7 protein-coding genes are annotated in these 13,600 nt (G+C 46.0%); 2 read left to right on the top strand and 5 right to left on the bottom strand.

The window, feature by feature from the left end:
* Positions 1-330: 330 nt before the first annotated feature.
* Together MKY28_RS21550 and MKY28_RS21555 are read left to right on the top strand one after the other, a co-directional pair.
* Complete coding sequence (locus tag MKY28_RS21550) at positions 331-846, top strand: hypothetical protein (RefSeq protein ID WP_340936953.1); 516 nt, start codon at positions 331-333, stop codon at positions 844-846.
* 224 nt (positions 847-1,070) lie between these two features.
* Positions 1,071-3,311 carry an S-layer homology domain-containing protein gene (locus tag MKY28_RS21555; RefSeq protein ID WP_340936954.1) on the top strand — a complete coding sequence of 747 codons (2,241 nt, stop codon included), beginning with the start codon at positions 1,071-1,073 and terminating at the stop codon, positions 3,309-3,311.
* Between the two features lie 214 nt (positions 3,312-3,525).
* Here MKY28_RS21555 and MKY28_RS21560 read toward each other — a convergent pair whose 3' ends face one another.
* From MKY28_RS21560 to MKY28_RS21580, 5 genes are all read right to left on the bottom strand, one after another.
* On the bottom strand, positions 3,526-4,869 hold the full coding sequence (locus tag MKY28_RS21560; RefSeq protein ID WP_340936955.1) for an MFS transporter: 1,344 nt from the start codon (positions 4,867-4,869) through the stop codon (positions 3,526-3,528).
* Positions 4,870-5,016: 147 nt separating this feature from the next.
* Entirely contained in the window at positions 5,017-5,322 is a 306-nt protein-coding gene (locus MKY28_RS21565; RefSeq protein WP_340936956.1) for an aminotransferase class III-fold pyridoxal phosphate-dependent enzyme, read from the bottom strand.
* An 87-nt stretch (positions 5,323-5,409) separates the two neighbouring features.
* The gene (locus MKY28_RS21570) at positions 5,410-9,420 is read right to left on the bottom strand and encodes a non-ribosomal peptide synthetase (RefSeq protein WP_340936958.1); all 4,011 of its coding nucleotides are present in this window, start codon (positions 9,418-9,420) and stop codon (positions 5,410-5,412) included.
* Positions 9,421-12,516 carry a non-ribosomal peptide synthetase gene (locus tag MKY28_RS21575; RefSeq protein ID WP_340936959.1) on the bottom strand — a complete coding sequence of 1,032 codons (3,096 nt, stop codon included), beginning with the start codon at positions 12,514-12,516 and terminating at the stop codon, positions 9,421-9,423.
* A gap of 68 nt (positions 12,517-12,584) precedes the next feature.
* Complete coding sequence (locus MKY28_RS21580; RefSeq protein WP_100526395.1) at positions 12,585-13,589, bottom strand: TauD/TfdA family dioxygenase; 1,005 nt, start codon at positions 13,587-13,589, stop codon at positions 12,585-12,587.
* Positions 13,590-13,600: the final 11 nt, after the last annotated feature.

Consider the following 13,600-nt stretch of genomic DNA (forward strand, 5'->3'; position numbering starts at 1 on the left):
GTTACTGTATCAAAAGAGTAAGTATATTGGAAATAGTGCCAGTACTCCTGTTCATATGAAAGTAGCAGCAACAGAAGTAGAGGTGCGATTCATGACTTAAAAGAATACTTACCTACCATTCGTTCCTGCTCGATGTTGGGAGATAGACATACTGGGTTCGTCCCGTCCTTCATTTCCTTATTCTGGTGCAACTTTATTGTTACTCGTTCGTCTAACTACTGATTAAATCTAAAGGAGATGACTATGCGAATAACTTGCAGCCCCGGTTTCCCAGGAAGCATGATTGGATAGATTGATCTTCAGCCATCGAAGTATTACAGCGCACCATCCATGAACAGCAAGATCACAGATTATGTTGACCCCGAACTCGTTACCATTCCCTATGTGGAAGATCCGGAATTCGGATCACACTTTGAGGCCATGAAGGTCATGAACGGAACTTATAAAGATGAAATGCATGTGAGCTATGATGTCGAATTTACGATTGATGTAGATAAAAAAGGTTATATTACGCAATTTGAGCATACGTTCCAGCTGGAACGTTATCTGGATCTGGTTCGCACACAGTCCTATAAAGTGATCAAGACAAACTGGCGTGGACAAACATTTCACGTGATGACGTACAGTTACCTGGAGGAAGTCATTCATCCGAAAAATGTTCTTTTTAAATGTAACAATGCCGAGGATGTCTTCGTCGTGGCTGAACTTATGCCCCATCGTGTTGGTGGCATTGTGGTACAGCCCAATAATCTTTATCTGCATTTCCGTGCATTAATCTCGGCACGAGATGATCTGTACCCATTAGATTATATGTGTGAGCCTGATTTCGACCTGAGTCTCGACTAAAAAGTAGATACATATGTAAAAAGAGCATAAGCTGTCCCGAATCAGCGGGGTGGCCTGTGCTCTTTTTTTAACAAAAAAACCACCAACTCCCTAATTTAAACATCCTCCTTCACATGCTCCCATGTCTGGCTCTAAGCAAAATCAACTGTAATGTCGATGAATATACCATAATGCTGAACATGCATATGTTCTTCGTACGTTCAGAAATGAGAGGGGTTGGAAACATGGTTTACCGGAAAAATAAAATGCATTCACTGTTCACTCTGCCCTTGGTAGGTTTACTGTTTCTGTTATGGGGTGCTCAAGCGGCACATGCGGAACAGGTCGACAGTTTGTTACCTGAGCGAAGTCAGCAGGAGATCGTCCAGAAGTGGAATCAGTGGATGAATGGCAATGATACCTCTCCCCTGTATACAAAGACACCTTCGACAAGTGCTCCCTACTCTGCTGGTGTGGTAAGTGACGCCTATCTGGAACAAGGGCTGAACGCAGCCAACTTTTACCGTTTTATCACGGGGCTACAGGGCGATCTTGTGCTTGACCCGACATTGAATCGTCAAGCCCAGCATGGGGCTGTTGTGGTCTCCACGGGTGGATACCTGTCCCATTCTCCAAAACAGCCAGGAGATATGCCAAAGGATTTCTTTGACACCGGTTCAAAGTCTGCCAGCAGCTCCAATCTGTACGTTACCAGCAGTGCAAAGAATAACGTCCTGACAAAAAGCATTCAGGCCTATATGAATGATTCGGATGCCTCCAATATTGATCGATTGGGTCACAGGCGCTGGATTTTGAGTCCACAACTGCAACGAATCGGATTTGGACTCGCCACTCGTAGTGAAGCAGGCAAGACATATGATCAGTACTATAGTGCCATGCAGGTATTTGACAAAAGCAGAACTGGGGGAACTTCGTTCAACTACAGCCTGTTCCCGAATCAGGGCGCATTTCCAATCGAAGCTTTTGGCAGCACACAGGCCTGGTCTGTTCAACTGAATACAGATGTATTTGCGAAACCATCACTATCTGAGGTACAGGTCGAGATGACTCGGACTTCCGATCAACGTACGTGGACCTTTAATGCCAAGAATCAGAACAGTGGCTTTCCAACCGGTTATTACAACGTGGACCCTGCGGATAAACAATGGTTTAATCAAGCCTATTTCAATGTAGAGACAGGTGGATATGGATATGGTTACGCCATCATATTCCGTCCCGACGATGTGCAATTGTTAAAGAACGGCGATACGTTCAACATTCGAATTACAGGTCTGCAAAAGAAAAACGGTACAGCAGCGGAAATCTCATACTCCACACGTTTCTTCCATGTGGACGGTGTTCAAGATACAACACTTACCCGCATAACGCCAGGACAACCAAACCTGAAAGTCCGAACAGGAGAACAGATTGATCTGCCTTCAATCACTGCCGTGAATGATAACGGAACATCCTATGTTCCACAGTCTAACGTTTCCTTCAACACGACGTCAGACCGCATCGCCATCAAGGATGGAAAAATCATTGGACTTCAGGCTGGTAAAGCCGAAATTCGGATTCGTTTTGAAGGGAAAGAAGCGGTTGTCTCTGTTACTGTCACGGGAATTCCCCAATTAACTGATATCCGCACACATTGGGCGAAAGATGCCATTCAATGGGCCGTCCAACAGGAGATGGTCAGTGGATACGAGGATGGAACGTTCAAACCCAACAATCAGGTGAGTGAAGCCGAATTCCTCTCCATGTTGTTCAAGCTGTATGCGAATTCCCATGTCATTCAGAGCATAGATGCTGTAGAGGGACAAGCTATCAAAGGAAACATCTGGAGTGACCGTTACTACACCTATGCTTCCGCGTTGAATCTGAAACTGGATGCCAGCAAACAGAATCCGAAGCTGCGCAATCATGCCTTGAACCGAACAGAAGTAGCCGTAATCGTGGCGGGGCTTGGCGGTAAAAATTATACCCAGGATGACGATGCCATCCGGTATCTGCTGAACATGGGATACTCTTCAGGCAAAACCGCAGCTACGGTGCAAGGTTATGCGGGACAAGAATCCTTGACCCGGGCAGAGGCCGTTGTTTTTCTCCAGAACCTGAAGGAAAAAGGCTTCGAACTATGGAGCAGACCGAAGAATGCCACTGAAGCTACCGAGAATGAAAAGAACGGCGGACTTCCGGATCAGACCATGAAAGCAGTATACTCTGCCGATCACACGCTGGTCCTTCAAGGTACGTTCCCGGCGTATGCCAACCAGACGATGCCGATCAAAATTCATGGTCCTTCGCCTGCTGTAGAGCACATCCAGACACAGCAGGTTACAACAGATGCCTATGGCAATTTCAAACTAACGGTAAGTAACCTTGATGCGAAGGAACTTAACCTCTATGTAGACGTGCGCGAAGATTATGCCTACTGGATCAGTGTAGAGGCGGGGCGAACTGTGATAAGTGATTATACGGAGTAAAAACAATTAACCTGCAATATTCGATTGCTTAGGTAACGTTTAACATGGTTTAACATGGTTTAACATGGTTTAACATGAATGAACCTGAATAAGACACCTCATGGAACAGGCACGGGATAACCAATCGTTATCCCCATACCCTTCTGAAGGTGCCTTTTTTATTTTTTCACATATGAAATTTAGAGATGAACGACGGTCTCATTATGCTACAGTGTTAAGCCCCCATTTCGGTATTCGAACGAGCCGTGCCGCCACGTGGTGTGAAATTGAAATATCCTTCATCCAGTTGCTCCGTCTTGGGAAGGTTGCGGGATACGCGATCGAACATCCAGTATACACCTACCAAAACAACGGTAATTCCACATAAGGTAATGACTGTAGAACTCTGTAGCCAGACCCCCAACGTACCGCCGATCAAGCTGCCTATTGGCATAGCTATACCGCTTAAAGCCATCGTCGCGGAGAAAACCAAACCCAAATATTGCTGCGGCACCCCCTTCTGCACAACGGTATTGATGATGACGTTAACGGCTCCGCCAGGAACCCAGGCCAGTCCATATACCAGAATGCTCAGCCAGCTCCATGGGGTAAATATACACCCGATCCAAGCGATCCCGGAGATGATGTATGCCACAGAATACAACCGACCCAAACGCACATTTTCCAGTCTGAGATACGGTGCACATGTTGCACCAATGACGCTGCCGAGCGCCTGTGCCATCAGCATCAACCCGTAGATATCGGCTCCACCGATCTCATCACTATATATGGGGAGTACACTAAATGTCGCTCCTCCCGCAGCATTAATAACCATAATGCCAAAAAGTAATTTGGCCAATGCCGTCCGTGTAAGCAGCCTGATTCCACTCACTAAATCATCCGTGTAATTCCTAAAAAACAAACGTATTCCTGACGGTGCACTCCCGTTAGCTGGTTCAATAGTCTCATCATATGTATCCTGTTCCTTCTTCATTTTCGATTCCATGATATAAGGAGCAATCCGCAATTGGGAGAATAATAACGCACCTATGAAGAAACCGATGGCATTCCAAAAATACAAAGATACCGCACCAAGCGCAACAATGAGGATCCCGGAGATGGCATTACAAGCCACATCAATCCCCTGATAAGCGATGGAGAACAAGGAATTGCCCTGCGTGAGTTGGTGTTTCTCCAATACTCTTGGCAGAGCTGACATCTGAACAGGGTACACCCAGGTATTACATATGTTCAGAATAGGGGTGATCACCAATACCAGGCCTACACTCAGAAAATCATAGTACGCAGCAATAGGGACAATTAATAACAATCCAGCCTGAATTAATTGACTATATACCAGAATCCCTCGAATCGGGATCCGATCTATCATCGGTCCGGATAACAGTTGAATAATTTTCGGCAAAATGGACAAAAAACCCGCGAGTCCTGTATAAAATGAGGATCCTCCCAGATTGTAGACCAGCCACATGGCGGATACCGCATATAAGCTATCTCCGATGTTGGTCAAGATTCTGCCAAAAAACATCAAACTGAAGTTCTTGTTTTTGAAAATCTCCATGGCCCACCTCCGCTTACGTCGAACCTAAAACTCATTCCACATCTCTTTCATGCTGCTATGAAGAATGAAGACAAGCGAAGTCATTAATGCTCCGCTTGGTTCAATCTGATGTTCTCTTCCATATGAAGCAGGAAGATGCATCCAAAGTTAAATCTTTTGCACAACTTTCTCCTCTTGCAACGTCAACACCGAAGCAATGCTTTCCCTGAGGATATCGATTCCTCTTCGCAGATTGTGATTGGAGATGTTCAATGGAGGCATGACCTTAACCACGCTATCGTGTCTGCCTACTCGCTCTACAATAAGTCCACGCTCATAGCAAGCCTTCTGTACCTCTGCGGCAATATCCGGTTCGAATTTGGAGAAATCCAGCCCCCAGATCAGACCAATTCCCCGAATATCAATGTTGGGGTACTGCTTCAATATTTCCTCACTCCATATAGAGTTGGTCATCTTTGGCTTTATCAGATACGGCCGGGAAATGTCTGCAATAACTTCTCACATTGGATTCCATCGTTTCAAAAGTTATCTGATCCATCCCTACACCATTCGATTCACATATTGGGCCACATTCACAGCATGATTGTAGTCGATCAGATTCTCATGATGACCTGGAATAGGCGTTGAAGTGCATGTACCTGTCGTCTTGGCGTGCCAGACCTGTGCATCCGTTAACGGAACTGGACTTTGTTCATCCTGAGCGGTTGCGTACAACAGATGGATATCGGACTGAATCGGTTCTGCTGAATAGTAGTTATCAAAGGCCACTTCATTGGCCAGACGCACTTTGAGATGTCCAATTATTCCATTATCTGAAAAGTGATGCATGACTTCCTTTAACTGAATCTCATAGTCTCCGCTAGGCACGAACTCATATCCGTTGTTGTTTGCTAATTCGGCAAGAGCCTCCATCTTGTTTATTGGACGAACATCCCGCTCATGGCTTCGGGCAGGTGCATCCAGAATAATCAGCCACTCCAGCTGTTGTCCTGCATCTTCAATGATCCGTGCCATCTCAAATGCCACATTGCCACCAAAGGACCAACCCAGTAATCGGTACGGGCCTATCGGATGCAATTGCGTAAGAACATCGTAATAATACTCGGCCAGTTCCTGGACGGTATAGAGAGGCTCTTCGTCATTTTCATATCCTCTTGGCACAAATCCGTATATATTCAGACCTTCCAGTTGGCTAACCAACTCATAATAATTGATAAGATTGCCGCCACCCGTAGGAATGAGGAACAACGGTATTTCATCCGCACGTTCTCCTTCTTTCAATACAACAATCGATTGATCTTGGGGAAGATTTCCTTCCCGAATGATTCGCGCGATCTCAGTGACAGTGGAGTAATCAAACAAGGTGATCACGGATAGCTCGGTATGAAATGTTCTGTTCAGAACATCCATTAAACGGACGGCTTTGATCGAATGTCCACCCTGATCGAAAAAGCTTTCATGAAGATGGATGGTGTCTACACCAAGGATATCCATGAAGATCTGCATGACCTTTTCTTCCAGCTCATCCTGCGGAGCAGCGATATAATCCTTCAATGTGCCACGGTCCAGCTGCTTCAGCGCTGCCTTGTCCAACTTACCGTTACTGTTCAGGGGAATACGATCAATAGTAATGAAACGTGAAGGAATCATGTGACTTGGCAGCAGGGTTCGGCAAAAGTTGCGAAGGTCCGTACTGAGAATCTCAGAAGATGGAGCCAGCTGAATATAAGCACTCAGTGACAGTTCTTCATCATCTCCCCATCTCTCAGCCAGCATCGCACACTCCTGAATATCAGCATGTCTGGAGATTACATCCGTGATTTCCCCCAATTCTACACGCATGCCTCTAATCTTCAATTGGTTGTCTATTCGACCGACAATGTATAACTTGCCAGTGGCGTCGTAATAAGCAATGTCGCCCGTCCTGTATATCCTTCCATCCGTAAACGGGTTTGCAAAGAAAGCCTGTCCGGTCTTTACGGGATCTCCATAGTAACCCCTAGCCAGCCCAACACCACCAATATACAAATAGCCGTGAACCCCGATCGGCACCGGATTCTGCATTTCATCCAGAACATATATAAAATTGTTCCCGATTGGCCGACCAATGGATATATTTCTTCGTGCGCGGAGACCTTCCAACTGCACATTCATATGAATGGTCGAATCAATGGAAACCTCGGTTACCCCATAACTGTTATGCAGATTACGCTCGGGAAGATTGTGGTGGAACGCTGCAACCATTTCGGGTTTCAATGCCTCCCCACTGGAGAATACATCCCTTAATGACGCTAACTGCTCCAGATCCGCCACACTAATTCGCTCCAAAATCATCTTCAACATGCTCGGAACAAAAAAGACGATGGCCACTTCATATTGCTTCAAAGCTTGAATGATCGCATACGGATCACGATGAAATCCTGGTTCCAACAGGGCAACCCTAGCACCTGCCATCCATGTCCAGAAATATTCAAGACCGACATCATCAAAGGTCAGAGTTGTTTTCTGAAGTACTGTTTCATGGGATTCCAGCTTGAATTGGTGCTGCATCCAGCAGATACGGTTCACCCATCCCTGGTGCCGCACAGATACCCCTTTGGGTTTCCCTGTAGTGCCTGACGTATAATAAATAGCTACCAGATGATCAGGCCCCACTTGTGTCGAGGGAACTGTTATCGGCTTGTCCATATATATTTCAGATTGAGATACGTCGATCAGAAGGGCAACATCATCCGGGATCGGCAACGTATTCGTATTGATGAGACAGATGGACGCTCCCGAATCTGTTAACATGTGACGATTTCGCTCCACAGGTGCATCCAGATCCAGAGGCACGATGGCTCCTCCCGCTTTTAACACAGCAAGAAGGGCAATAGGCAAATGCATTGAACGTTCTATGCCAATGGCTACCGCCTTGTCAGGTCCAATTCCCTTTTCGATCAGAAGATGAGCTAATTGATTCGCTTGACGGTCCAGATCTCGATAAGATAATTCATCTCCCCCATACACCACAGCCACCTGATCTGGGGCTTGGGCTACAGATGCTTCAAACAGGTGATGTACACAGATATGATCAGGGTAATCCATTACGGTGTCGTTCCATTCATATAGAACTTTCTGTCGTTCTTCATCACTAACGGCTCCAACCCCTGCGATTGGCTTCCCTGGATAATCCACAATATGTTCAAGCAACGCTATAAAATTACTGGCCCAGCGTTCGATCGTACTCACGTGGAACAGATCCCGACTACATTCAAACGTACCCTTAATTACATCCTGATCTTCCGTCAAGTCCAGTGACATGTCGAATTTGGATGTGTTGATCTGCTTCAGCTTGATCTCCCTGAACACAGCCTGTTGATCTTTCTGTTCAAAATGGCCCGCTTTCCCCAGACTGAACATGACCTGAAACAATGGCGAATATCCTGTGGTTCTAGATTGGATCAGGTCATCAAACAACAGATCAATCGGTACATCCTGATGGTCAAATGCATCAAGGATGGTATTTTTGGAAGCGTCAAGGTGGTCCAGAAATGATTGCTGATCATCAATACGGCTTCGCAGTACGAGTGTATTGACAAAGAAACCAACAATCTTCTCCAAATCGGACTGTGGCCGATTGGAGACAGGCGTACCGATCAGCAGATCCGTTTCACCCGAATACTTACGTAACAAAATCGCAAAACAGGTATACATCACCATAAATAGTGTGGAATGATTCTTCTCCGAGATTTTCCTTAATCTGCTGGTAAGAGGTGCCGGAATCGTGAAGTATACGGAAATCCCCTCTTCACTCCGTTTCTGCGGACGTTCATGGTCATATGGCAAAGTGAGCGTATAGGAGTGTCCTTTCAGCTGATCAAGCCAGTACCTCTTCTGAGCAGCAAACTCTTTACTTTCCAACAATTGATTCTGCCATACCGAGTAGTCTATATATTGGGTCGCGGATGGGTTATATAGCGGCAATGGGCCCACTCCGCGGAAATGTTCATAATAAGATAACAGGTCTCTTCGTATGATCTCGATTGACTGACCATCCGAGATGATATGATGCATCATCAGGACAAAAATGTGGCGGTGATCACTAAGCTTAAATAATTTGAATCTGCACAGTCTGTCCCGAGTAAAATCAAAAGGGCCATCGGCCCTTTCAATTCCATCGACAATCTGACTTTCGGCCTGATCTTCTGGATACATCGATAGATCAACCCATTGATAATCCGGTTGTTCTTTCAAAATATACTGATAAGGTACACCCTCTTCGGAATCAATCCGAATCTGCAGTAACTCTTGCCTGTCCACCATCAGTCCGATGGCTTGCTCAAATGCCGACTCATCGAACTCTCCTCTAATCTCATTGGCAAAAACCATGTTGTATGCCTTACTTCCCGGCTCAATCTGTTGCTGAAGCCACAATCTCTTCTGAGCAAAAGATAAGGGAAATCGGTTGATTTCCCGAGAAGTGCGTTCTACTGTTTTGGAAACATTCATCTGACTTAATATTCGATCAATCAGTTCGCTTTTGTTTATTACTGCACCGGATTTTTTCACTTAATTACCCTCCGCAGAATAACCATTCGCTTCCAATAACAGATTCTCAATTACTTCGGACAATTCACGAATGGTAGGCGCATCAAATATTTTACGTAGCGGCAGATTAACACCTACCTGTTGTCTGATTCCAGAGATGACCTGCGTTGCGATAAGCGAATGCCCTCCGAGTGCAAAGAAATTCTCATCAATACTAATCTGCTCCCGCTTCAATACCGCTCTCCAGATCTGGGCGACAATCTGCTCAACGGTTGTCGTTGGTGCGGCATATTCCGCCCCGGAACTTACATCCACGTCCGGCAGGGCGTGATAATCAATTTTCCCATTGCTCAGCTGCGGTAAATGCTCCAGCACTTGGATGACGTTCGGAATCATATATTCGGGAAGTGCGGATGAAATCCACTGTTTGACATCCTGAATCTCTCCAGCGGTATCCAGTTCTACATAGGCAGCCAGCAAAGGTTCTGTCTTCTCTAACAATTTCGCCGCTGCAAGTCGCACATGAGGATGTTCATTCAGAACCTTCTCGATCTCGCCAAGTTCGATCCGGTAACCTCTTAACTTCACCTGCCGGTCAACCCTACCAATGTATTCGATATGACCATCCGGGAAATAACGGACCCTGTCTCCGGTTTTGTACATCACGTTGTCCGGCGCATAAGAATGTGCCAGGAAAGCCTGGTCATTTAAGTATTCATCTACATATCCATCTGCAAGTCCTTTTCCGCTGATATATAACTCTCCGGCAACACCTGGCGGAACAAGATTAAGGTCCGAGTCCAGCACGAGCAGATTCGTATTATGAATCGGTCTTCCGATCGTTTCATGAACGTTATCCTTGTCACAGATATGATAAGTCGTATCAATACTCGCCTCAGTTGGGCCGTACAAGTTAATCAACTGAGCGTTGGAACCAGCAAAGAAAGCCTTCTGGAGCGGAATTCCCAGTCTCTCCCCGCCGCTGAACACCCTTTTTAACGGTGCTGAAGAGAGGGTTTCTTTTTCCACCAAAGCCTGAAGCATGGTAGGTACAACCTGTAATGTCGTAATTCGTTCCTTATGAATAATATCGAGCAAATAGTCGGGATCAGCATGCTTGTCCGGCTCAGCAAGAACCAGCCTTGCGCCCGTAGTGAGCGGTGCATAGAATTCCCATACCGATGCATCGAAATTAATCGATGTTTTCTGCAATACAGCGTCTTCCCCGCTCAGTGGAAATTCATTGTTCATCCAATGCATATGGTTGCTGATGGCCTGATGTGACACTTTGACCCCTTTGGGTCTACCTGTGGAACCGGAAGTATAGAGGATATAGGCGATGTCTCTGGCATCTACTCCGATTGCCGGTGCGTCCGTGGGCTCGGTCGCAATTGCCTCACCTTCTTCTTCAAGAAATACAGGATTAGCAAAAAGGGAATTGAGCCGTTCATTGTTTTTATTCAACAACAGCACCGTTTCAATGCGGGCATTCTCACGGATATAGGACAATCGCTCATTCGGATAATCCGGATCAAGTGGTACATAAGCCGCCCCTGCTCGAAGCACCGACAGAAGGGCTATGACCAGCTCAGGAGATCTCTCCACGCTTACCCCGACTACATCTCCATGCACGACACTTCTTGTCCGCTGCAGATAGTGGGCAAGCTGTTTGGACTTCTCATGGATTTCCCGGAACGTAAGCAGAGTGTTACCGGACACAACCGCAACCTGATCTGGTGTCTTCAAGGCTTGTTCGTCCAGCATCTCCACCAATGTGGAGGTTGCATATTCCCGAACCTCTCCTTGAAGAATCGATTGCAATGTAAATGTCAGATGATCAGGGATGATATTGGACGATACGGGTTCATCCAGATTCACATAGGCCTTGTTACAAATATGTGTGAATATATCCGCTACGTAGCCAATCTCTGTCGGAGTGTACTTTTCCTCGTTATATCGAAGAACGATATCTCTGCGTTCAGGGTATTGCTGGATATTGAGTCCAAGGTGAACCGGTTCAATCTGTTCCGACTGATACACAACCCGGAACGTGTGACCACCCGATTCCACCACGGATGATGCATCCCGACTCTCGAATCCATAGGAGATCACAGATTGACTCGAATCCGATTTGCTAAACATTTTGAAGTCAAAATAATCTGCATATTCTGCACTATCTTTCGCTTCACTCGTCGTTCTTTGGAAAAACTGAGTCAGCGTGTCGTCCTCTTTTAAGCCCGAGTACAGAGGTACGTATCGATTCAATGCACCGACAACCTTCTCCAAATCCTCATCTTGTCGGCCAAGCGTATGTACGCCAACCGTTAGTTCCTTATCCTCGCCCAGCAGATGCAAAGTCAGATTCCAACAGGCGAGCGTAACGTTATCTATTGTACTTCCAGCCTTCTCCGCTACCTTCTCAAGTTCAGCCCACAATTCTGGTGACCCTTCCACAGGGAAACTTGCCATCGTAATACTCGTGGTTCCGCTACCGGATACCATGGACAATTGTTTATCAACATGATCAAACCGTTTATTGTTCCAAAAACTTCTTTCCTCCGCATGCTCATCATTGGTCAACAGGTCATTCAACCACTCGGATACAGCATAGTACGGTACCTCTTCTTCCAAAAGTTCAGGGTCCACCTCGGCCACGATTAATTGTGATAAATCCGCTAAAATAACGGCAGGTTCAATATCCGAGAACTGTGGATCAAAAGCGAGAATCAATACTTTGGAACGTTCGGACAGATCCACGTTAATGGCCTCCAGCGAATAATCACCTGTCCATGTGTCCAACTCCTTTCGGATCAGCCCTTGGATATCCTGCTCTTGAATCGGTTCATCGGAATATGCAGTACGGAATCGGCTTCTGGTCTCCGAATCTACTTTCTGAAGATGGACCCCATAATTGGGATCGGCTTCTATGGAAGTGCGGAGTGTGCTGTATTTCTCGGCTATTCTCTTCACGGCTAATTCAATCTGATCATTGGAGCATTCACCTTCGATGTTAACAGCAATTACACTTGGGACCAGTGATGTTAATCCGTTATTATTCAGTTCATGCAGTCGTTTCTGTTGTGGTGAAAGGGGATAACCCAGCATTACATTTTCCATGTTCAATCCTCCTGCATTTCTAATGTATTTTCAGTTCGAATGTAATTTCCTTCAGGCGCAATTGAGGCTTAGCGACTCACGGGTTCTCCCATAGCTACCAGTACTTTTCGATCTCCCTGATACGGGTTCCGTGCATGCGCCACCAGCATATTGTCCAGCATAAGGATATCTCCCTCTTGCCATGGAAAGGCGATCGTGGCATCGGCATAAGCCTGACGAATATGTGCAGCCACATCAGCATCAATTGAAGTTCCGTCTCCATAATACGTCTGGTATGGCAAGCCGCTCTCTCCAAATTCTTCGAGCATCAAGTTGCGAACTTCCTCGTTCAGGCTACTGCTATGCCAGAAGGCAATATGATTAAACCACAGGTTCTCATTTGTATCGGGGTGGATCGTAATGGCCGGTCTCACCTGCTTCGTTGTCAATGTTCCATCCTCATTCCATTGGCAAGCCATGTTGTTGTCCAGACAATATTGCTCGACCTCGTCCTTGGACTCTGTGTGGAAAACATACTGCCAGGTCTGTCCGAATCCAGTTCCGTAGTTTCGAACCAACATCCAGCCTTTCTCTGCAAAAACATCCCGAATGTCCGGATCAATGAGGTTATATACTTTCCGTACATCCACAATAGGTGTTTCTCCTCCTTCATCAGCGACAACGATACTGGAGAACCAGATTTTTTTGGGCCATGTCATGACGTAGGACAGTTCATTATGCGGTGCAATGGATTCCTCGTTCGGAAATTCCGTTGACGTATACACCTTGCCCTGTACTTGGGTTCTCGGTGTCGCTCCTTCTTTATAACTGAGCGGTTCGGGGCAGCTTACATCGATGAAACCATAAAAGCTTTCTGGTGTGGTAGTATCAAAACCTCTAAACAGGACGCCACCATATTTCAAAATTTTCTCTTCCACCATATCCTTATTGTTGAGATACCATTGATTCAGATCCAGACCGGATACATTGGGTTTGATTACCAACGGCAGTTCCTGACCTTCCTCCAGAAACGATTGCTTCACAATTTCTTTCTGGATGACCATCTGCGCACCTTTATCAAATTTCTTCTTCATAGTTATTCCTC

Source organism: Paenibacillus sp. FSL R5-0473, from assembly GCF_038004565.1.
In the GTDB taxonomy this organism is placed as follows: Bacteria; Bacillota; Bacilli; order Paenibacillales; family Paenibacillaceae; genus Paenibacillus; species Paenibacillus amylolyticus.